Below are 22,276 nucleotides of genomic sequence, written 5' to 3'. Positions count from 1 at the left end.
TGCCGGCCTTTTCCGAAAGCGATGCCTACGTTTTTTTCAGAAGGCCGGCAGCTCTTTTTCCAGATATTCGGCAGTGACGGAACGCCTGCACGCGAGCATCTCCCGGGGAGTGCCGGAGTACAGCAGTTCACCGCCCATTTGTCCGCCTCCGGGACCTAACTCGATGACGTAGTCGGCGGCTTTCAGGACGTCCAGGTTGTGCTCTATCAGGAAGACGGAGTTGCCCTGTTCGACCATAGAATCGAAGAGGCCGATGATCTGGCGGATGTCTTTTACGTGAAGGCCGTCGGTGGGTTCGTCGAGGATAAATATCTTGCCGTTGCTGTCCAGGTAGGAGGCCAGCTTCACGCGCTGCAATTCTCCGCCGGAGAGGGTGGATAGGGCCTGGTTGAGGTGCAGGTAGCCCAGTCCGACTTGCATCAGGGGGCGTAGTTTCTGTTCGATCCCGGTCCCGGCAAAACGCAGGGAGGCTTTCCGTACAGTCAGGTCCATTACTTCGGCGATATTCAGTCCGTCTACCTTGTACTGCAGGGCTTCCGGTGAATAGCGCAAACCGCCGCAGGCTTCACAGACCGTTTCTATCGAATCCATAAAGGCCATGTCCGAGACAATGACGCCTTTCCCTCCGCATACCGGACAGCCTCCTTTGCCGTTAAAGGTGAACATGCTGAGTCCGGCTTTGCTCTTTCGGGCGAATAGTTTGCGTATGTCGTCGGCCACGCCGATGTAGGTGGCAGGGGTGGAGCGCAGGCTGATTCCGATATTCTTCTGGCTGATGTAGATGACCTCTTCTTCACAGGTGTTGCGAAAACATTCCATCAGGGAACTTTTCCCCGAACCGGCTACACCCGCTATGACGGCGAAGACACCTAAGGGGAAACGGACGGTCAGGTCTTTCAGGTTATGTTCCTTTGCGTGTTCGAGGGTAAACCAACCGGAAGGGGTGCGGTTTTCCGCTTTTAGCAGTGACTTTTCCGCGATCATCAGTCCGGTCTTCGTACCGCTTTTCAGCAGTCCTTCGTAACTGCCTTCATACAGGATGTTGCCGCCGTCCATACCGGAGCCGGGCCCCATGTCGACGATGTGGTCGGCTATCTGGATCATCTCTTTATGGTGTTCGACAAGGAGCACCGTGTTACCGTGGTCCCGCAGTTTCCGCACGGAGGCTTTCAACAGGCGGATGTCATGGCTATGCAGACCGACACTGGGCTCGTCGAGCACATACAGCATGTCGCATAAGGCGGAGTTGATATATTTGGCGATCTTGCAACGCTGCGCCTCGCCGCCGGAAAGGGTTCCCATATTGCGGTCGAGTGTAAGGTATCCCAAGCCGATTTCCTCGAGGGCGGACAGGCGGTTGGTGATGGCCTGTTTCAGGTCGCCGGCCAGCGGGTCGTCGATTTCCTGCAACCAGTTCAGGATGTCGGGAATAGCTAAGCGCGTGACTTCCGCAATATTCTTTCCTCCGATGCGGCAGGAGAGTACTGTCCGGTTCAGTCGTGTACCTTCGCAATCCGGGCAGATGCCCATTGTCACCATAGGTTCCAGCAGCTTTTGATGCAGCTTCCCTTCTTCGGAATTGATGATACTCCGGTACATACGGTTGACTAATCCTTCGTACTTGGCGGTACGCGGCCAGTCGGCCGGCGGGTTCTTGAGCCGGATTTGCGGGGAATAGAGAAACAGTTGCAGCTCTTCCGGCGTGTAATCCTTAATCTTTTTGTCCAGGTCGAACAGTCCGCTACAGGCATAACGGATCCACCTCCATCCGCCACGGTGGAAGGCCACGTAGTGGATCGTGTCTTCATCGTTCAGCGATTTGTTGAAGTCGACCAGCTTGTGGACGTCCAGTTCGCGCACCTCGCCCAATCCGTCGCAATGCGGGCATCGCCCCTGCGGATGATTGAAAGAGAAGGTGTCGGAGTATCCGACAAACGGTTTGCCGACCCGCGAGAACAGCAGGCGGAGCAGCGAATAGATGTCCGTATAGGTCCCGACCGTCGAACGGGCGTTCGGGGCGGGCTTCTTCTGGTCTATTACGATAGCTACTGGGAGATGCTCTATCCGGTCCACATGCGGCCGGCCGTATTTGGGCAGGTATTGCTGGACGAAACTGGGAAACGTCTCGTTCAGTTCCCGGCGTGAGCTGGCTGCGATCGTGTCCAATACTAAAGAAGATTTCCCGGAACCGGAAACCCCGGTGAAGATGGTGATCTGCTTCTTGGGTATTTCTAATGATATATGTTTGAGGTTGTTTTCGTAAGCGCCTGTAACTTTGATGTTTTCCATATCTGTTATTATACTTTCTCGTCCGCATCCAAAAGTAATCATATAATTCGGAACCGGAAGCGGACGGGCACAAAAAAGGCTGACGAATCATATTCATCAGCCTCCCCTGTATTTTTCGATTAATAGTTAAAACATTCCTTTTTCTAAATCAGCTGCCTTTACACGGAAGATGTATCCGTTGCGCGAGAAGACTAATTCGCCGTCTTCTTTCTTTTTCTGGTTTACTAATCGCTGGAAAGCGATGTTGGCACCTTTAACTATATTCTCTTCAAATTCTCTAACCTCTTGTTCACTCATGATGCTCAAGTTTTGTATAAATATCCGAATTATATATCTCTTTTTTATCACTCTTGAAGCCTTTAGCGATTACTTCCATCGGCGACATCGAGTTGTCTGCAATCATCCAATAGTCACAAATGGGGATATATAGTTCAAAGAGATTGTGTATACCCGCTTCATAACGCCTGCGGATAGTACTCTCCGGAATGTTATGCCCTCCGGCGGCCACTCTCATTTTAACCCGTTCCACTGCCAGATCCGGCGTATTCAGCCAGAAATACAACAATGTCACATAATACCCTTCCCTTTGTGCTTCCCTGATCAGGTTTGCGCCTGAACGGGTGGCCAGTGTAGTTTCCATCGCAAATGTTTCGCCTGCGGCGATTAGTTCCTTAATACGCTTATACATAATCCGACTGGCTTCTACGGCTACCGCGATACTATCAGAATTAAAAGGGGAAAGCCCCTTGGCAATCTCGTCGGAATTGACAAACTCCTTACATTTCAACATCTCTGGAAGAATTGTAAAGGAGGCGGTCGTTTTTCCTGCCCCGTTGCACCCCGATATCATGTATAAATATGGCACTACTTACTGTCTTTTGTTGGGGCAAATATAGAGAATAGTTTAATATGTTGGTTAATTTTATTCTCAAAAATAGTAAAAATGTGCAGAAAATGTACGCATAACCCTCCAGTTCGTTGTAAAAACAGGCGGTTTGGTGTAATTTAATGGCTTTGTCAATTGGCTGCAATATACCGTCATACCCATAAAAGATCGCTCATGATGCCGTCGGAAATGAAGATCCCTTCTTTCGAGAGGGTCAGGGTGTCGTTTTCGCGGATAAGCAGTCCCCGGCGCAGATAAACGGCGGCCTGGCGCTCGAGGTAGGCCTGTTTTTCTTCTCCGAACTGCTCCCGAATGTCGCTAAGGCGGATGCCCCACATGGTACGCAGTCCGGTAATGATGAAATCGTTGTACCGGGTGTTGAGGTCCAGCTTTTCTATCTCGACGTCGGGCGTACCTGCGGCGATCGCTTTCAGGTAGAGCGGGAGGGAAGATACATTCCACTGCCGGCTTTCCCCGTTATAGGAATGGGCGGAGGGGCCGATGCCCAGGTATTTCTTGCCTGTCCAGTAGGAACTGTTGTGTCGGGAGAAGCAGCCGGGCCGTGCGAAATTGGAAATCTCGTAATGGAGGTAGCCGGCTTCAGTCAGCTTATTTATTAATGTAGAGAAAAAGGATACGCTCAGTTCTTCTTCCACCGGGGTGACTTTTCCGGCTTCCAGCAGTTTGTAGAGGGCTGTCCCTTCTTCATATATTAAATGGTAAGCGGAGATGTGCGGGATGTCCAGCCGGATGGCTTCGTCCAGGTTGCTTTCCCATTCGTCCGGAGTCTGTCCCGGCAGGCCGTATATCAGGTCGATGCTGATATTCCGGATGCCGTTCTCTTTGCAGCGATCGACGGCACGGAGCGCCTGTTCGCGGTCGTGGCGGCGGTTCAGGAAGCGGAGGTCTTTCTCCTGAAAGCTTTGGACGCCCATGCTGACGCGGTTGAACGGAAGGTCACGGAGAGAGGCTACATATTCCGGTGTCATATCGTCCGGGTTGGCTTCGAGGGTGATTTCCCGGCAACTGGTCGTGTCGAACAGGCGGGCGGCTGCATCAAATATCCGTTTGAAGTCGCCGGCTTGGAGTTGCGAAGGCGTGCCGCCCCCGAAATAAATCGTTTCGAGCGGTTCCTGCCCGATGTATTCCTGCCGCAGCTCCATTTCCCGGATAACGGCATCGACATACGGCTCCCTGAACTTCATGTCCGTGTTGGAAAAGAAGTCGCAATACAGGCACCGTTTGGCGCAGAAGGGAATGTGAATGTATAAACCTGCCATCCTTTTAGATAATTGGTTGCAAATATAGGGATATTCCGGGTGCAGGGCAATACTAAAGTACTGATATAGTGTTTTTAGCTATCGAACTGCTAAACAACATAGTTCTCAAACACCGAGCCTCGAATTGCTTTTCTCCTTTACAATATCTAATTTGCGGTCCCGTGAATAAAGGGTTTGCGGGAGCAATCTTTATTGTTAAACACAAATTTATACCTTGATATCATGAAAGTATACCAAACAAACGAAATTAAGAACATCTCTATCTTGGGAAGTTCGGGCTCTGGGAAAACCACTCTCGCTGAAGCGATGCTTTACGAGGGTGGAGTTATAAAACGTCGCGGAAGTGTTGATTCCGGAAACACTGTGAGCGATTATTTCCCGGTTGAGAAGGAGTATGGTTACTCGGTGTTCTCGACCGTTTTCAGTGTAGAATGGCAGGATAGAAAGCTGAATTTTATTGATTGTCCGGGTTCGGATGATTTTGTCGGCGGGGCGGTTTCCGCTTTGAACGTGACAGATACCGCTCTGATGGTGCTGAACGCACAGTACGGAGTGGAAGTCGGAACAATCAACCAGTTCCGGTATACAGAACAATTCCATAAGCCGGTTATCTTCGTGGTGAATCAGTTGGATAACGACAAGGCTGATTATGACGGGACAATCTCTCAATTGCGTGACCAGTGGGGCGGCAAGATTGTTCCTATCCAGTATCCTGTATCTACGGGAGCATCTTTCAATGCAGTCGTAGACGTGCTGAAGATGAAGATGTATCGCTGGAAACCCGAAGGCGGTGTTCCTGAAGTACTGGACATCCCGGCGGAAGAAATGGATAAAGCGATGGAGCTTCATCGCGCATTGGTAGAGTCGGCCGCAGAGCACGACGATATGCTGATGGAGAAGTTCTTTGAAGAAGGTACATTGAGCGAAGACGATATGCGTGCCGGTATCCGTGCCGGATTGGTGATCCGTGGTATGTTCCCGGTCTTCTGTGTTTGTGCAGGCCGCGATATGTGCGTGCGCCGTACGCTCGAGTTCCTGGGTAATGTTGTTCCGTGTACGGATAAAATGCCGCGCCCGGTTACAACCGAAGGAGTGGAAGTAACACCGGATTCTAACGGCCCGACAAGCCTGTTCTTCTTCAAAACGACCGTAGAGCCGCATATCGGCAGTTCTTATTTTAAAGTGATATCAGGTAAAGTAAAAGCAGGAGACGATTTGCTGAACGCCGACCGTGGTTCGAAAGAACGTATCGCACAGTTGTTCTCGGTTGCCGGACAGACCCGTAACGAGGTGTCGGAAATGGTTGCCGGCGATATCGGAGCGACAGTGAAACTGAAAGAAGTACGCCGTGGCAATACCTTGAACGGCAAAGGATGTGACTATCGTTTCGACTTCATTAAATATCCCGAACCGAAGTTCCGTCGCGCTGTCAAGCCGGTGAATGAATCGGATGCGGAAAAGATGATGGAAATCCTGATGCGTATGCGTGAAGAAGACCCGACATGGGTAATCGAACAGTCCAAAGAACTGAAACAGACGATTATTTCCGGTCAGGGAGAATTCCACCTCCGCACATTGAAATGGAGAATCGAGAACAATGATAAATTGCCGATCGAGTTCTTCGAACCGAAGATCCCGTATCGTGAAACGATTACAAAAGCCGCCCGTGCAGACTACCGCCACAAGAAACAGTCCGGTGGTGCAGGCCAGTTCGGTGAAGTACATCTGATTGTCGAGCCTTATTACGAAGGCATGCCGGCACCGGATATGTATCGTTTCGGCGGACAAGAGTTTAAAATCAGCGTACGTGATACGCAAGTGGTAGATTTGGATTGGGGTGGAAAGTTAGTATTTATAAACAGTATCGTCGGTGGAGCCATCGACGCCCGTTTCCTCCCGGCTATCCTGAAAGGTATTATGGCCCGTATGGAGCAGGGCCCGTTGACTGGTTCGTATGCCCGTGACGTGCGCATCATCGTTTACGACGGAAAGATGCACCCGGTAGACAGTAATGAAATTTCCTTCATGCTGGCCGGCCGTAATGCTTTCAGCACTGCCTTTAAAGAAGCCGGTCCCAAGATTCTGGAACCCGTTTATGATGTAGAGGTTTCAGTGCCGGCTGATTATCTGGGCGACGTGATGAGTGATTTACAGGGACGTCGCGCCATTATCATGGGTATGAATAGCGAAAAAGGCTACGAAAAGCTGTTGGCTAAAGTGCCTTTGAAAGAGATGTCTACGTACTCGACATCCTTGAGTTCCATCACAGGTGGACGTGCTTCGTTTACGATGAAGTTCGCTAACTATGAACTGGTTCCGTCGGATGTTCAGGATAAGCTGTTGAAAGCTTACGAGGCAACTCAGGCAGAAGATTGATTTGGATTTTCTATAAATTGTATGAAGGCTGCCCCTGTGAAGGAGTGGCCTCATTGTTTTTTAATAGCTCTGTTGTAGTGCTGTAACAGGAAGTGGCTTTTTTTGTATCGTGTTAATAAAGACAACATGAAACTAAGAAAGTACTATCCAACTATTGTCCTGTCGGACATTCACCTGGGTTCCGAGCATTCCCGGACTACAGAAGTGACTAATTTCCTTAAACACGTCAATTGTGACCGCCTGATACTGAATGGAGACATCATCGACGGCTGGCAGCTCCAAAAGCCCGGACGCCGTTGGAAACAACAGCATACCGATTTCTTCAAAGTCCTGATGAAAATGATGGAGAAGCAGGGAACGGAGATCGTTTACGTTCGCGGCAACCATGACGACTTCCTGGATAACCTGGTTCCTTTCTCATTCTCGAATCTTATTATCGTAAAAGATTATATCCTGAACAGCCACGGAAAGCGTTACTTAGTGACGCACGGCGATATTTTCGATACGATCACGAGCAATATGCGCTGGTTAGCCATGCTCGGCGATATGGGTTATACGTTCCTGCTCTGGCTGAACCGGATATACAACCTGCGGAGGGAAAAGGCCGGAAAGCCTTACTTCTCGCTTTCGCAGCATGTCAAACACCGGGTGAAAAGCGCCGTCTCTTATATCTCCGACTTTGAGAAAGAACTGGTCAAGCTGGCTGAAGTGAAGAAGCTGGACGGTATTATTTGCGGACATATCCACCAGGCTGCAAACGTGTGGTACGGCAATATCCATTACCTGAATTCCGGCGACTGGGTCGAAAGCCTTACGGCTCTTGTCGAGAATGAGCAGGGAGAATGGAATATCGTTTCCTACAGCAAGGAGGAATATGGACAGGAAGAAACACAACCCTCTAACCTACTTTATGCCGAAGTGATATGAAGATACTATTTATCATACAAGGTGAAGGGCGCGGCCATTTGACACAAGCGCTTTCTCTTCGTCAGAAGTTAACAGGCGAAGGGCATCAGATTGTTGGCGTCCTGGTAGGCAAAAGCCCGGTCCGCCGCCTTCCCGACTTTTTCTTTGAAAAGATTGAAGCTCCCGTCTATCTGTTTGAAAGTCCCAACTTCTTGCCTTCCGCAAAGAATAAACAGGTCAATTTGGCTAAAAGTGTGACTTATAATGTGCTCCGGTCACATCGGTATATGTCCGGCATCCGCTATATCAACCGGATGATAAAAGAGACCGAAGCGGATGTCGTCGTAAACTTCTACGAGCTACTAACCGGACTGACTTATCTCTTCTTCCGTCCGAAAGCCCTGATGGTCTGCATCGCGCACCAGTATTTATTCCTGCATCCTGATTTCGTCTTCCCGAAAGAAAGCCGGTTGTCGCTTGCCTCGTTAAAGTTCTTTACCCGGATCACAGCTATCGGCGCGGCGAAGAAGCTGGCCCTGTCTTTCCGCAAGATGCGTGAAGTTCCGTCCGAAGGCATCGTCGTTGTCCCTCCTCTTTTGCGCAGGGAAGTTTTAGAAGTGACGCCGACAAACGGGGATTATTTGCATGGCTATCTGCTGAATAGCGGGTTTAGCGAAGAGATACGATCCTGGCACAAGGCGCATCCAGCCGTCAATTTGCATATATTCTGGGATAAAAGGGATGTCCGCCCCGAAGTAAAAGTGGATAACCACCTTTCTTTCCACCAATTAAACGACACCCTGTTTGTTCGTTATATGGCAGGCGCGAAAGCCTATGCCACGACCGCCGGTTTCGAGTCTGTCTGCGAAGCCATGTATTTAGGCAAACCTGTCCTGATGGTTCCGACGCATATTGAGCAGGCTTGCAACGCATTCGATGCCACCCGCGCCGGAGCAGGCGTCGTCTCAGAACAGTTCGACCTGAATGCTCTGCTCCGCCTTTCCCAAACTCATCAGCCGAATACCTCTTTTGCCCATTGGGTCAAACAGGCCGACTGGCTGATCTTGCGCGAATTCCGTGCAGATGTGCTTCTGGAAGAAACTCCCTCTTCCCTGTGGCATCGTCTCTCGACAGGCTGGATTTACCGGCTGGGTAAATCGTTGCCGATTTGACGATAAATCGTTTGCCCGCGCTGGCTGATCGTCCATTGTCCGTCGACGAGGCGCAGGTTCTTCGTGTCGTCGTCTTCTACGTTCCAGGCATATCCGCCGGCCGGAAGCGAGCGTCTGTCCAGTATCTCGTTCCTGTCACCGGAAGAGAAAAACAATTCTACTTTGGAAGAGTCCGGGCTGAAGACGATGAAAACGGACCGGTCGCCCTCGACCGCTTGCAGCCGTGTTCCCTTCTCGAAAATACGGATGCAATCCTGCAATACCTCGCTCCATTCATAGCCGGCCGAGCCGATGCAACCATGTTCGTCCCGGTCGCCGCCGACCTTGTTCCTCTCTTTAGGTACGACAACAATCTTTTGCGCACTCATCCCGAAGCTATATTTTCCCTGGAAATAGACAGTTGCCGTGTCGTCGAGCAAAATCCCGTCCGTTACTTCTCTTTTGGCGTCCAGTGTACTGAAAGACAGGGTGTCGCCTTCCCCTGAAACGATCGTCAGCGTGTTCATCGTAGCATCGGTAATGACACCTTTGACTTCCGATATTCCGGGTGAACAGGAAAAGGCAATACCCGCACAGAGAGCTATTGCGGCCCACTTTGATTTGTTCATATTACTTGTTCGCTTATTTGAAATAGTACAGGAAGATCGCAATGCCTTCTAATGCTTTCTTCGGCTGGTCCTTGATTTCGATGGCAAATTTAATTTCTGCCTTGGCAACCCCGCGGAGGTCGGATAACGTCTGGAGCTTGGCGGTCAGGCGGATGCTCTGGCCGGTCAGGACGGGCTGGCCGAACTTCATCTTGTCCATACCGTAATTAATCATCATCTTCAGGTTATTCACCTCGATAATCTGGTCCCACAAGTGCGGAAGAAGCGACAATGTCAGATAGCCATGCGCAATTGTGCTGTGAAACGGACTTTCCACTTTGGCGCGTTCTGCATCCACATGAATCCACTGGTGGTCCAGCGTCGCGTCGGCAAAAAGGTTGATACGTTCCTGTGTCAATTCGATATAATCGGATGTCCCGATCTGCTGGCCTACCAGCTTTTCAAAGTCTGCATACGAGTTGATAACTACTTTTCCCATTATTCTTTTGTTTAGTAAATTACAATCTTATCGGTTCTCTTGGGTGCCACTGCGGTAAGTTTTTACCGGCAGTAACAAAATGCTCTTGCAATTTTCGCGATAATTCCTGGAATAAACAAATATTTTGGCAAGATTGGATGACGCGCAGTCCATATAGATTGTCTATATTTGTTGAGCCAGGAAAGGGTGTTTAGGGAACCAAAAGAACCTCGTTCCCGCGCTTGACGCGGGATCGCATCAGAACCGGCCGTTTAAAGAATTGATTGATAGGGCTTGTGCCTTTGCGGCCCCGCGTCAAGCGCGGGGACAAGAATGTTTGGGGACAGGGCCGTAAACAGAGGCTTTAAGTATTAAAGTAGATAAACCATTAAAGTTAATTGTCATGGAAAAGAAGTTTTGTCAGAGTTGTGGTATGCCACTGCAAACCCCCGAAGAGATGGGGACGAATAGCGACGGGAGCAAGAACGACGAGTATTGCTGCTATTGCTATAAGGACGGTGCCTTCACTTCGGATTGCACGATGGATGAGATGATCATGCACTGCGCGGAGTTTGTAAGCGAGTTCAATAAAGGTTCAGGCCTTGCCCTCACAAAAGAACAGGCGATTGCAGGCATGAAAGAGTTCTTCCCGACTTTGAAGCGGTGGGCTGCGCAGTAAATTTGCGTGAGTAGGGATGAAAAATAGCATCCACTCGGACGTAATATAGATTTAGTTCCATATAATCCTTGTTCGACGAAGGTCGGACAGTTGTTTGACCCTCGTCGAACAGCTGTTTGACTCCCGTCGGACAGCTGTCCGACCCGGGTCGAACAAGGATTGCATGGACGCTTCCTGTAAACGGAAGCAGGGTGAGCAAAATCAGGAAGCAGGAAAAACAAAAAAACACAGCAGATGACGGCACAATACAGCCTATTTAAAAATCCCGGCGAAGAAGGAAAAAATGGAAAACCCACCTTGCACGCCCGTTTAGTGAACCAACGTATCATTCGCACGGAAGAACTGGCCGAATACATATCGGATAGCTGCTCTTTCAGTACGGCTGACGTGAAAGGAATGTTGGAAGCCTTGAAGAATCGCCTGGCAACCGGCTTGAAGCACGGAGCGATTATCGAGTTGGAAGGGCTCGGCACGTTTACGGTCTCGATGAAATGCCCGGCACTTATGGAGGAGAAGGACATCAAGCCGAAGCACGTACAGTTTAACAAAGTGGTGTTCCGTTGCGCCAAAGAGTTGCGTAGGGAATTGAAGCACATGGAAGTGGAGCGTTCCGGAGAGAAAAGCCGCCTGAAAGGTTTATCCGCCGACAAGCGGAAAGCGAATATCCTGAACTACCTGCAGGCGAACGAGACGATTTCGTCTTCATCCTGCCGCGGCTTGAACGGTTGTTCCAAATATATGGCCTTGAAAGACCTCGGGGAGTTGCGGGAAGAAGGAAAAATCGTACGGTTAGGCTATCGCTCGAACGCACAATACGGGCTGGCAAAACAGACAGAAAGCAGTACGGAAAATGGAGAATGAAGATAAAAACAAGAAGTTGCAGATCCGTAACAGCACGGCGGAGTTCCTGATATTCCAGCTTCAGAATAAAGAAGAAGGAGTGGAGGTGCTTTACCGGGATGAGATGCTTTGGTTGACGCAAGATGCTATATCGGTTCTATTTGATAAAGGACGTTCAACCATTGCTGAGCATTTGCAGAATGTATTTCAAAGCGGTGAATTGGAAGAAGATTCAGTTTGTCGGAAATTCCGACAAACTGCAACTGACGGGAAGCAGTATAACGTAAAGTTCTATAACTTGGATGCCGTCATCTCCGTCGGCTACCGCGTCAACTCTATCCGTGCCACCCAGTTCCGCCAATGGTGCACTTCCGTACTCCGCCAATTTGCCATTCGCGGCTATGTGGTAGATAAGAAACGGATGGAGAACGGTTCTTTTATCGGCGAAGATTACTTCGAGCATCTGCTGGCCGAAATCCGGGAGATCCGTTTGAGCGAACGGCGTTTCTATCAGAAGGTGACCGATATCTATGCGACCAGTATCGACTATAACAGGGATGCGCCGACCACCCGTATGTTCTTTAAGAAGGTACAGAACAAGATGCATTACGCCATTCACGGGCATACGGCGGCCGAGTTAATCATGTCGCGCGCAGACGCCGGCAAGGAGCACATGGGCTTGACTACGTGGGAAAACAGCCCGAATGGAAAGATTGTGAAGACCGATGTCAGCATAGCAAAGAACTATCTTCGGGAAAATGAGCTGGACGAAATGGGGCATCTGGTCAACGCCTTTCTTGACCTGGCGGAAAGCCGGGCGAAACGGCATATTCCCATGACGATGGAGGATTGGGCGACGCATATCGACCGCTTCCTGCAATTAGACGACCGGCAGCTTCTGACCGATGGTGGACATATCAGTGCGGAGGCGGCGAAGATGCATGCCGAAGCAGAGTTCGAGAAGTATCGTATCGTTCAGGATCGCCTGTTCGAATCGGACTTCGATAAGGAGATAAAAGGCTTGTTTGAAGACTGAAAGGTAATTACAGCCTTTTGCAACTTAACGCTGTTTATTTTGTTGATTTATATAGACAGAGTTAAATTGCAGTTTTATGGGGAAGACGAAGAAAGTTATAGGGTATATGCTGGGAGTCGCGTTGTTGCTGACTGCCGGGTTCTTCCTGCTGAACCTTCATCTGACCAAACGCCTTGAACGCTACCTGCGCAAGGAACTGATTCACCGGACGGCGGAGGCGACGGATGGCTTTTATACCCTTTCCTTCGATAATCTTTCCATCAGCTTCTTCAAAGGAGAGTTGAAGCTCGAAGGGGTGAAGCTGTTTCCCGAACCGGCAGTCTTCCGGAATTGGGAAAGGAAGGACAGTTTGCCTTCTGTCTATGTAATGGCACAGGTCGGCATGATTGACTTTAAAGGGGTGAACCTGACTTGGCGGTGGAGTTACAAACAGTTGCATTTCGATTCGTTTGAAATCCGCCAACCGGACATACAGGTGTTCAGCCCGTATTATTCGACGCGTACCGGGGTGAAGGTGAAGCAAGAGCCGGAAGCCAAGACTTTGTATGAGGTGATCTCTCCTTATATCAATGAATTGACGGTCCGTAGGCTCGATCTGGAAAATGCCAGCGTTTCCTATTCCGTTCAGAATCCCGCCTTACCTATAATATATGCATTGACGAATGTGAGTTTCCATGCGTATGGTTTCCGGCTGGATGAGAACTCGTCCGAAAGCGGGAAACTGCTTTATTGCGATAACTTCGACTTCATCACCAACCAGCCCCAGACGTTGCTGACGAACAATGACTTCCGCCTGCAAACGGAACGTATCTTGTTGAGCACGGAAGATTCGATTATCTCTATTTCCGATATCCGTCTTACCCCGCAAGGCGAATTGTGGGAGAAAAGCCGGCGGCGGCCGGACAGCTACCTGGATGCCCTGATCAGGCAGTCGAGGTGCGGGGAATCCAATTCCGGCGCGAAAATGCACTGAACTACCTGACTGCACGCTCCTTCGATATCGCTTCTTCGGATATACAGGCCTTTAATCTGGCTGGTGAAAGCCGTCCCGTGCAAACGGATTCCCTGGTAAATTCCCTGTCGCTATATGATGTGATCTCGCCGGTCCTGCATTCTGTTTCCATCGGGACGATCGGGATCGAGAAGGCGAAGCTGCAATATTCCCTTGCCGTAAAAGAGAAGGTTGAGGTTTATAAACTGGCAAACTTCGACTTTCATGCGTACGATTTCCGGGTGGACTCTGCCTCGGAAGCCCGGCATGGCCTCTGGTACTCGCGCAACTTTTCGTTCGAGGCGAATGATATCGAGGGCATGATGACAGCCCGTAATCATCGGTTTACGGTGAAACGCATGGCGCTGGATACGGAAAGTGGGGACTTTAATCTGGAACAGGTCCGTTTGCGTCCGCTGTCGATCCGGAGCCGTAACGATTATATGTCCGGCAGTATCGATACGGTTGGCATCCGCGGTTTGCTGTATGACAAAGGGATTAGTGCCCGGTTGTTGAAGGTCGATCGGCCGGATCTTCATTATGTGGTGGCTCCTTCTTCTCATAAGAAGGAAGTGAAAGCAGCGGCCCCTATGAATAGCCGGGTGGATGTGGAAGCAATTCTGAATCCGTTCCTGCGCTATCTTTCCGTTAAACGGGTGAGCCTGAATAACGGGAATGTGGCGGTGGAAGACAAGAGTGCTGCCGAGCCGGTCATTTACAAACTGAACGACTTTAACTTCTTTGCCACGGATATTTTAGTGGACCGGGAGACGGGGAAGGGCAAAGGGCTGTTCTTCGATTATCAGGACATGGGCTTTAGTTTCAGCAATTTTGACAATTACCTGCCGGGAAAAGAGTATCGTCTCTCGGTTCGGAAAGGACAGTTCTCTACCGTAAAAGGTGTTTTGCAATTGCAGGATATCAAATTGCTTCCGGAGGAAACGGGCAGGCAGAAGGGGAAAACATTCGTCCGCTTTTCGTCTCCCGAACTCCGTATAAGCGGGTTGAAACGCATACCGGAACGTCCGGACCGGAACATACGGCTGACTTCGTTTCAGGTGGATTCGCCCGATATCCGGGTGTTCAAACCGGATGGCGGCGGATTGTCGGCTTCGCTCAAACGTTTAGCGTTGGATGGCATTTCCTGGGACAGCACGTCGTTGAAGTTGGGGACAATCCGGTTGGATAGCCCGGTTGCGGATATCTATCCCGGCCGTTATCCGGATACCTTGTCCCGTAAGGCGAAGAAGGAACCGGTGGATTTATATGCGACGTTAGGAAAGATTGCCGGAGAGATATCTTTGGACAGGTTCAGCCTGACCGATGCGAATATACAGTATGCTTATTATGGTAAAAGCGATTCGTTGCAGCATCAGAAGCTGGACACCACAAATCTGCTTGTGGAAGGTTTGACGGTAGACAACCGCCGGCGTTCCTATAAACTGGATGATATCCGTTTTTCGACCCGTAACTTAGTGCTCCCGTTAGATAACGGTTTCTACACCTTGAAGCTGGGCGGTGTGGACTTGACTAAATCGAGTGCGCTTGTCGAGCATATCCGTCTTGTCTCTCCCTACCCGAAGATGGAGTTTGCCTATTTGCAGCCGCGTCATGCGGATTGGTTTGATGTGAGTGTCGGAAGCGTTTCCCTGACCGGTATCGACCTGCCTTCCTATTTCACGGATAAAGTGCTCCGGATCGACGATGTGCAAGTGTCGGACGCCGTGTTGCAGAACTTCAAGAACCAGCAGATTCCGGGACCCCGGCATATCGTTCCGATGATCTATTCCGGTCTCCAGAAGGCGCCTGTCAAACTGGATTTCAAACGGGTGGGAGTGAAGAACTTCTCTGTTGTTTATGAAGAGTTGGCAAAGAAGGGGAAGACGCCCGGCAAGCTCTTCTTTACGGATATGAACGGTACGTTTTCCGGCTTCACGAATCTTGTTTCCCGTCCGGACCAATACATCCGGCTGGATGCCAACGGCAAGCTGATGGGGCAGGGGGCGTTTACCGCGACATGGAAATTGCCTGTCGATTCGCTGAACGACCGCTTTCTGCTGAATGCCCGTCTGGATAGTTTTGACCTGACGGCTTTGAATGAGTTGATTGTCCCTTTGGCTTCGGCCGAGGTCCAGAGCGGGCATGTCCGGGAAATGACGTTCAGCACGGAAGCCTCCAGCAAAGGTGCAACCGTAGAGATGCTTTTCCTGTATAATGATTTGAAAGCAGCCCTGTTGAAAGAGAAAGACGGGGAACTGACGGACAAGAAGTTCCTGACAAGCCTTGTCAATCTTATTTTAAAACATGATAATCCGGATAAAACAAGGAAAGGTTATAACAATCCGCGTCATTCGAATGTTTCAATAATAAGAGATCCTTATCATTCCACCTTCAACTATTTGTGGCAGATATTGAGGCCGCCGCTGATCGAGTCGGTCGGTGTCTCCAAAAAGAAACAGGATGTGGCTAAACACGTCGCGACTTTCTTTACAAAGGTGAAGAATTTCTTCCGCGGTAAAAAGAAGGCGACGGAGAAAACCGTTCCGGAAGGGAATAAAGAAGATACTTTATCATTGGAATTTGAACCGGTAAATAATTAAAAATATGGATTACACAATTACTCATTATCCCGAAAAGAATCGTTTCGAAACGAAGTTGGATGGCGTAACGGCCTTTGTACAGTATCGTCTGTCCGGTGACAAACTGGATATTATCCACACAATCGTTCCCCCGGCCATTGAAGGCCGTGGAGTGGCTGCCGCTTTAGTGAAATACGCTTATGATTATGCAATCGAACACGGAATGAAGCCGTTGGCGACCTGTTCATATGCCGTTGCCTGGTTGCACCGCCATCCGGAGTATGCCAGATAGAAGAGGTCAGTCCTTTATCTCGACACCTAACATCCGCACTAAATCCAGTGCTTGCAGGGAAGAGACGGAAGCGCCCCGCAGTTCGCTACCGGCAAGGCTGCTGATCCGGATGCCGGATATTTCGGAATCCGACAGGTCGATACCTTTCAGGGAAGTCCGGTAGAACTCGGCTTCGATCAGGTTGCAGGCCTCAAAAGTGACACTTGTAAGTTGGCATCCTTCTATTCCGGCTCCCCGGAGGTTGCAGCGGATGAATTGTATATAGCGCAGCTTGCTCATCGAAAGATTCATATATTCTCCCCGGCATTCGTCAAACGTGATATGATTGAATATCCCGTCTGCCATATTGGTTCCCATTAGTTTGCACCCGAGAAACTCCACCCGGTGGAAGCCGCAGCCTGTAAAGTTGACGTTCGACAGGTCACAGTTCTTGAAAACCACGTCGCTGAACTGTGATTTCCTAAAGCTGCACTCCCCGAAACTACAGTTGGCAAAAACGCAGGACTGTACCGAAAGATTATCTTTCTTCAGCCCTTCTATGCGCAGGCTCTTGAAAGAATACTCGGTCAAATCTTCGTCGTTCTTCTTTAACGCTGCCTGTATGTCTATATCTTCGTGCAGCGTACTTGCCAAACGGGGTTGTGTAATTTTCATATGATGTCTGTTTTTTGAATGTCCGGGTAAAGATTTTTGAATGTTCCGGTAAAGATACTGACTACCGGGATAAATGAATAAAAAAAGAGGACATATCTTTCGATATATCCTCTTTTGTAGTCGGGATGAGAAGACTCGAACTTCCGACCTCCACGTCCCGAACGTGGCGCGCTAGCCAACTGTGCTACATCCCGTTTTTGATTACGGCTGCAAAGGTACAACTAATTTTTAAACGACAAATACTTTTGCTGTTTTTTTTCATTTCTGCCGTGATTTTTTTCGCCCCACCACCCAGTCTCCAATTTCTTTGAATATTTTTCATCAAATAATTTGGACTGTAACAAATAATGTTTACCTTTGCACCCGTTAAACAAAACAACGGTGCCATAGCTCAGTTGGTAGAGCAAAGGACTGAAAATCCTTGTGTCCCCGGTTCGATTCCTGGTGGCACCACTTTTAAAAGACTTCAAATTTGGTAAATCCCTGAAAATTAAATCTTTCAGGGATTTTCTTTTTCTCCTAATCCGCATATTTTTGGCAAAATTACGCACTTCCGTAGTGTTAAATCGTGGACAATTTTAGTCTCGAAAAAAGTGCCCACGATTTGTGCTGTAAGTCGTTGATTGTATTATCGTTTGATATCAGATATAGAAGATTCACGCTGTGAGTATTCTATTCTGCATTCTTTTTTAGCCATTCCAGCCTACGATGGTCAGGTAGATGTTTTACCCTGAAGTGTTCAAAGGTAACATTAAATCCTTTTCCGTCCGGACAAGCCGCCATCAGTCCTACTTGCACAGGCGTATTGTCCTGCAACCAAGCATTGCGCATAAGCGTGTATTCCTTATCATCGAACGAATAGAAGATTTCCACAGCATCCAATCGTCTGATGGCCTTTATCCATACATATGGAACAGCTTTTTCTAATGTAATTACGCTCCAATCCGATGTTTTATGGGTAACAACGGTACTCAAATTGAATTTACCGTCTACGAACTCGATGCCTGCTTTGATGTAGTTCTCATGGTTAATACGAAGCATTAAACCTGCTTGGTCGAAACGTACTTTATAATCTCCTGTAACCTTAACTTTTACTTCAAATTCTCCTCCATAGGTGGTGTAATAGAAAGGCGCATCATCAACAGTAAAACCATAATGAGAAATCCGCCAATAGTCACTTTGAGGTGTGACAAACATAGAAAGAGATTTGTCACTGATTTTCCATTGCTCTGGCTCATTGAACCATTGCATTTTTTCTAATGACTGTGCCATACAAAGTTGTGATGACATAAGAATTGCTAAGAAAAGAAACGACTTTTTCATTTTACTTTTTATCATAATTAAAAATGAATCAATAACCGATTGTGAAACGTTCCTGATGATGTTTTTCCAGTTCCAACTCGTCCACCATTGCCATAGCATAGTCTTCTACAGAAATGAAACTTTCACCCTTTTCATCTACAATCAGGTCGTCTTTCCCTAAGCGGAACTTACCAGTGCGTACACCGGCTGTCAAATTACCAAGATTTGCCGCCGGAGAGAAGAATACCCAATCAAGCTCTTTTTCATTGACTAATGTTTCAAGAAAGAACTTCGCCATAGACTTAACACCGGGCAACCACGCATCCGGCAAAGTTCCCGTGTCAACCAAACGCAGACCGGGTTTAACAAACAGACTACCTGCGCCACCCACAACCAGAAAGCGTTTTACACCCGATGCTTTCACCTCATCCAAAATCTTTGGATAGACACGTAGTGTGTCCTCATACATATTCGGATTTGACCACCCCGGATTATATGCACTTATAATCGCATCCTTACCTTTTAATGTCTCAATCATTGCGGAAGTATTTTCCACATCAATTTCTTTAATCTCCAAATTTGGAGAACTTACTTTCATTTTGGCGGCATTGCGTACAATAGCCGTTACATAATGCCCTCTGTTCAACAATTCATTCAGAATTGCGTTACCTACAAAACCACTTGCACCGATTAATGCTACATTCTTCATGACAAATATTTTTTTTAATGAATACGACGTTGTTCTTTGATGATGCAAAGTTCTATACTTTAAAAAACAAATACAAGTAGATACTGAACTCTCATATACTTACCATACAGAAACTAATACTGAACCTGAATGAATTACATTTTCTACTTTAACCTACTTTGACACAATAAATAAGGTGTATTTGCATCTAATTAGTTTTTAAGTTACTTTTGTATAGCAATTAAAGCACAATACCTTATGGAAGCAGATAAATTAAAAGATGAAATATTCATTCAGAATTGCCCGATAAGAAACATTTTTTCCCGCATTAGTGATAAATGGTCGATATTGACTATATTCACATTGGAACAAATTCCCGTCATGAGATTTGGAGAACTCCAAAGAACAATACCCGACATCTCACAAAAGATGCTAACTGTAACATTACGTACCTTGGAACAAGATGGCATTGTAAAACGTCAAGTCTATGCACAAATCCCTCCAAAAGTGGAATACTCTTTAACCCCACGAGGATTGTCATTATTACCCCATTTGAACTCTCTTATCTATTGGGCTAAAGACCAAATGGATAGTATAATGAAAGACCGCAAACGAAATGAATCGAAAGACTAACCATAATACTACACCATGTTCGTTGTTCAATATCTACACAGATGCAGACAACGAGCGATAAAAGACTTCTGCACGGAAGCAAAGCTAAGTTTATCGACTTAAAAGCGGTTCCGTATCGGATAGACAAGCCATCGCTTCTCATATTGACAAAGCATTTATTGTCCAAAGTCTGGATAGCAGCTTCAATGTACGCAGAATCGAACGCTTTATGCTGCAACTCTCACCGGAGAATATTCAACCCGTAGGGAGATGGTGCTATTGCCGGATTCAGGAGTACTGATTGATACGCCAGGGGTAAAGCTATTCGGCGTTACCAATGACAATACGGATAATTTGTCGGAAATCTTGGATATATCCGATTATGAGGGAAAATGCAGAGATATAAAGGTAAAGCAACTGTCATATACGATATTAAAGGCCTGCATTATCTATATAATCAGGAAAAGTTCCGCTCTTCTCAGGCAACTGTTTCTGTCACGATAGACGACAACCGGCCTTAACCTCCGGGCTATGCCTATGAATAGAACTAATTCAGAGTAGATCAGTAATATTGGAGGCATAAAAAGAATGGAAGATATGATGTAATTGTGTCATACTGCTAAAGAATGACATACTAAAACTATTTTATCTCCCGTTAATTCTTTACATTTGCCACAAAATTACAGTGATTATGACAGAATGCAAGGATGAACACATATTAAGTTCCATTGATTACCCGGAGGATTTGCGGAAATTGTCCCCCGATAAACTGGAAGAGGTATGTGCAGAGTTGCGTCAATATATAATAGATATACTCTCTGAAACCCCCGGACATTTGGGGGCAAGCCTCGGTACAGTCGAACTGACAGTTGCTTTACATTATGTATTTAATACCCCTTACGATCGTATTGTTTGGGACGTGGGGCATCAAGCTTATGGCCATAAAATACTGACCGGCCGGCGGGAAGCATTTCATACTTTACGGAAGTTTAAAGGCATCAGCGGTTTCCCCAATCCGCAGGAAAGCCCGTATGATGCGTTTATTGCCGGCCATGCCTCAAACTCTATTTCAGCAGCAATGGGTATGTCGGTCGCTTCGGCATTGAAAAATGAAGCGAACAGGCATGTGATTGCCGTAATCGGTGATGGAGCCATGACGGGCGGATTGGCATTTGAGGGGCTGAACAATGCGTCGGCCAATCCGAACAACCTGTTGATTATCCTTAATGATAACGACATGGCGATAGATCGCGCTGTCGGTGGCTTGAGCCAATATTTAGTTGATATTACGACCAGCCAGGCATATAATAAGATGCGCTATGACGTCTATCGCGGCTTGCGCAAGATGAAGCTGATCAATAATGACCGGCGGGAGAATATCCTGCGTTTTAACAATAGTCTGAAGGCATTGCTTACACAGCAGCATAATTTGTTCGAGGGATTCAGCATCCGCTACTTTGGTCCTATTGACGGGCATGATGTCGGGTATCTGACTAAGGTTCTGAATGACATAAAGGATATGCAAGGCCCCAAGCTGTTGCATATCAAAACAAAGAAAGGCAAAGGCTTCAGACCTGCCGAAGAATCGGCAACGGAATGGCATGCCCCCGGCCTTTTTAATAAAGAAACGGGTGAGCGTATTATCGTCCACAAGCTGAATGAGCCCCAACTCTATCAGGATGTCTTCGGGCATACCCTCGTCGAGCTGGCGGAACAGGACGAACGGATCGTCGGGATCACTCCCGCCATGCCAACCGGTTGTTCTATGACCTATATGATGAAAGCATTCCCCAAACGTGCGTTTGATGTCGGCATTGCGGAAGGCCATGCGGTGACTTTCTCTGCCGGGCTTGCCAAAGAGGGAATGATTCCTTTCTGTAACATCTATTCCTCTTTCATGCAGCGGGCTTACGACATGGTGATACACGACGTTGCCTTGCAGAACCTGCATATGGTGATTTGTCTGGATCGTGCCGGTCTGGTCGGTGAAGACGGAGCCACCCATCACGGGGTGTTTGACCTGGCCTATTTGCGTCCGGTTCCGAACCTGATTATATCGTCTCCGCTGAACGAGCTGGATTTGCGGAACCTGATGTACACCGGATATAAGGAAAACAACGGCCCGTTCGTGATCCGTTATCCCCGGGGGAAAGGCGAGATGGCCGACTGGAGGAATGAAATGCACGTCCTGCCGATCGGGAAAGGGAAGAAGCTCCGCGATGGGGATGATATTGCAATCCTTTCGCTCGGCCCTATCGGAAACGAAGTGATAAAGGCAATAAAGATGGTTGAGGGTGAAGGTCTGTCGGTCGCCCACTACGATATGATATATTTGAAACCGATAGACGAAGACCTGTTGCATGAAGTTGGCAAGAAGTTCGATCGTATCATTACCGTCGAGAACGGTGTGGTCAAAGGCGGACTTGGCAGTGCTGTCCTGGAGTTTATGGCGGATAACGGCTATACTCCGCGAGTAAAAAGAATCGGTGTGCCGGATGAATTTATCGAACATGGCCCGATACCCGAACAGTACAAACTATGTGGCATGGATGCCCAAAGCATCACTGATGAAATAAAGAAGATGGTTATCAGGGGGAAGGCAACTCCCCATACATTAATCACTATATAA

The 22,276-nt window shown here is 48.1% G+C and carries 20 protein-coding genes, 2 tRNA genes and 1 pseudogene; 13 read left to right on the top strand and 10 right to left on the bottom strand.

Translation table 11 applies throughout. The features are described 5' to 3' along the window. Positions 1 to 36: 36 nt before the first annotated feature. The 4 genes from DW083_RS15015 to hemW form a co-directional block, all read right to left on the bottom strand. A complete protein-coding gene (locus DW083_RS15015) occupies positions 37 to 2,289 on the bottom strand; it encodes an excinuclease ABC subunit UvrA (RefSeq protein ID WP_199659185.1) in 2,253 nt (750 codons plus the stop codon). A gap of 126 nt (positions 2,290 to 2,415) precedes the next feature. Beyond that, on the bottom strand, positions 2,416 to 2,586 hold the full coding sequence (locus DW083_RS22300; protein WP_005637232.1) for a hypothetical protein: 171 nt from the start codon (positions 2,584 to 2,586) through the stop codon (positions 2,416 to 2,418). Continuing rightward, a complete protein-coding gene (locus DW083_RS15010) occupies positions 2,579 to 3,139 on the bottom strand; it encodes an AAA family ATPase (protein ID WP_115498034.1) in 561 nt (186 codons plus the stop codon). Before DW083_RS15010 ends, DW083_RS22300 begins: the two co-directional genes overlap by 8 nt. 188 nt (positions 3,140 to 3,327) lie before the next feature. Then, positions 3,328 to 4,455 (bottom strand): radical SAM family heme chaperone HemW, encoded by a 1,128-nt coding sequence (hemW, locus tag DW083_RS15000; protein WP_122332922.1) that lies wholly within the window; start codon positions 4,453 to 4,455, stop codon positions 3,328 to 3,330. Positions 4,456 to 4,677: 222 nt separating this feature from the next. Here hemW and DW083_RS14995 point away from each other — a divergent pair, with 222 nt between their 5' ends. The 3 genes from DW083_RS14995 (at position 4,678) to DW083_RS14985 (ending at position 8,909) form a co-directional block, all read left to right on the top strand. Further along, positions 4,678 to 6,831, top strand: a complete 2,154-nt coding sequence (locus DW083_RS14995) for a translation factor GTPase family protein (RefSeq protein ID WP_122332921.1) — start codon at positions 4,678 to 4,680, stop codon at positions 6,829 to 6,831. A 126-nt stretch (positions 6,832 to 6,957) separates the two neighbouring features. Next, entirely contained in the window at positions 6,958 to 7,758 is an 801-nt protein-coding gene (locus DW083_RS14990) for a UDP-2,3-diacylglucosamine diphosphatase (protein WP_122332920.1), read from the top strand. Then, positions 7,755 to 8,909 (top strand): glycosyltransferase family protein, encoded by a 1,155-nt coding sequence (locus DW083_RS14985; protein WP_122332919.1) that lies wholly within the window; start codon positions 7,755 to 7,757, stop codon positions 8,907 to 8,909. The genes DW083_RS14990 and DW083_RS14985 overlap by 4 nt, the downstream gene beginning before the upstream one ends. Here DW083_RS14985 and DW083_RS14980 read toward each other — a convergent pair. Together DW083_RS14980 and DW083_RS14975 are read right to left on the bottom strand one after the other, a co-directional pair. Beyond that, on the bottom strand, positions 8,879 to 9,517 hold the full coding sequence (locus DW083_RS14980; protein WP_122332918.1) for a hypothetical protein: 639 nt from the start codon (positions 9,515 to 9,517) through the stop codon (positions 8,879 to 8,881). The genes DW083_RS14985 and DW083_RS14980 overlap by 31 nt on opposite strands. A 13-nt stretch (positions 9,518 to 9,530) precedes the next feature. Continuing rightward, positions 9,531 to 9,995, bottom strand: a complete 465-nt coding sequence (locus DW083_RS14975; protein WP_115498041.1) for a MaoC family dehydratase — start codon at positions 9,993 to 9,995, stop codon at positions 9,531 to 9,533. Between the two features lie 382 nt (positions 9,996 to 10,377). On the opposite strand from DW083_RS14975, the gene DW083_RS14970 reads away from it, so the two are divergent. The 6 genes from DW083_RS14970 to DW083_RS14950 all read left to right on the top strand — a co-directional run bounded on the left by DW083_RS14970 (position 10,378) and on the right by DW083_RS14950 (position 16,391). Then, a complete protein-coding gene (locus tag DW083_RS14970) occupies positions 10,378 to 10,653 on the top strand; it encodes a zinc ribbon domain-containing protein (protein WP_115498042.1) in 276 nt (91 codons plus the stop codon). Between the two features lie 234 nt (positions 10,654 to 10,887). Continuing rightward, positions 10,888 to 11,514 carry an HU family DNA-binding protein gene (locus tag DW083_RS14965; protein ID WP_122332917.1) on the top strand — a complete coding sequence of 209 codons (627 nt, stop codon included), beginning with the start codon at positions 10,888 to 10,890 and terminating at the stop codon, positions 11,512 to 11,514. Beyond that, entirely contained in the window at positions 11,504 to 12,529 is a 1,026-nt protein-coding gene (locus tag DW083_RS14960) for a virulence RhuM family protein (protein ID WP_122332916.1), read from the top strand. The genes DW083_RS14965 and DW083_RS14960 overlap by 11 nt, the downstream gene beginning before the upstream one ends. Positions 12,530 to 12,605: 76 nt before the next feature. After that, positions 12,606 to 13,502 (top strand): hypothetical protein, encoded by an 897-nt coding sequence (locus DW083_RS22975; RefSeq protein WP_233552229.1) that lies wholly within the window; start codon positions 12,606 to 12,608, stop codon positions 13,500 to 13,502. Then, positions 13,406 to 16,120, top strand: a complete 2,715-nt coding sequence (locus DW083_RS14955; RefSeq protein ID WP_233552228.1) for a DUF748 domain-containing protein — start codon at positions 13,406 to 13,408, stop codon at positions 16,118 to 16,120. Before DW083_RS22975 ends, DW083_RS14955 begins: the two co-directional genes overlap by 97 nt. 4 nt (positions 16,121 to 16,124) lie before the next feature. Then, a complete protein-coding gene (locus DW083_RS14950) occupies positions 16,125 to 16,391 on the top strand; it encodes a GNAT family N-acetyltransferase (RefSeq protein ID WP_122332915.1) in 267 nt (88 codons plus the stop codon). Between the two features lie 6 nt (positions 16,392 to 16,397). Here the strand turns inward: DW083_RS14950 and DW083_RS14945 are convergent, their stop codons facing one another. Continuing rightward, entirely contained in the window at positions 16,398 to 17,045 is a 648-nt protein-coding gene (locus tag DW083_RS14945) for a pentapeptide repeat-containing protein (protein WP_122332914.1), read from the bottom strand. Between the two features lie 120 nt (positions 17,046 to 17,165). After that, a tRNA-Pro gene (locus tag DW083_RS14940) sits at positions 17,166 to 17,239 on the bottom strand. Between the two features lie 186 nt (positions 17,240 to 17,425). On the opposite strand from DW083_RS14940, the gene DW083_RS14935 reads away from it, so the two are divergent. Beyond that, positions 17,426 to 17,498, top strand: a tRNA-Phe gene (locus tag DW083_RS14935). A 219-nt stretch (positions 17,499 to 17,717) separates the two neighbouring features. On the opposite strand, the gene DW083_RS14930 is transcribed toward DW083_RS14935, so the two are convergent. Continuing rightward, positions 17,718 to 18,368: a DUF1349 domain-containing protein gene (locus tag DW083_RS14930; protein WP_122332913.1), complete on the bottom strand. Its 651-nt coding sequence runs from the start codon at positions 18,366 to 18,368 to the stop codon at positions 17,718 to 17,720. Between the two features lie 28 nt (positions 18,369 to 18,396). Beyond that, a complete protein-coding gene (locus DW083_RS14925) occupies positions 18,397 to 19,056 on the bottom strand; it encodes an NAD(P)-dependent oxidoreductase (RefSeq protein WP_122332912.1) in 660 nt (219 codons plus the stop codon). Between the two features lie 237 nt (positions 19,057 to 19,293). Here DW083_RS14925 and DW083_RS14920 point away from each other — a divergent pair, with 237 nt between their 5' ends. The 3 genes and pseudogenes from DW083_RS14920 to dxs all read left to right on the top strand — a co-directional run bounded on the left by DW083_RS14920 (position 19,294) and on the right by dxs (position 22,276). Further along, positions 19,294 to 19,668, top strand: coding sequence for a helix-turn-helix domain-containing protein (locus tag DW083_RS14920; RefSeq protein WP_122332911.1), 375 nt, complete (start codon positions 19,294 to 19,296; stop codon positions 19,666 to 19,668). 88 nt (positions 19,669 to 19,756) lie between these two features. Further along, a pseudogene (locus tag DW083_RS22970) lies at positions 19,757 to 20,046 on the top strand (hypothetical protein); the annotation flags it as partial. A 292-nt stretch (positions 20,047 to 20,338) separates the two neighbouring features. Next, positions 20,339 to 22,276, top strand: a complete 1,938-nt coding sequence (gene dxs / locus DW083_RS14910) for a 1-deoxy-D-xylulose-5-phosphate synthase (RefSeq protein WP_122332910.1) — start codon at positions 20,339 to 20,341, stop codon at positions 22,274 to 22,276.

The sequence above is a fragment of the Parabacteroides sp. AF48-14 genome (assembly GCF_003477465.1).
Taxonomy (GTDB): domain Bacteria; phylum Bacteroidota; class Bacteroidia; order Bacteroidales; family Tannerellaceae; genus Parabacteroides; species Parabacteroides acidifaciens.
Note: the sequence above shows the minus strand (reverse complement) of the source record. Positions and strands in the feature narration are given on the sequence as shown.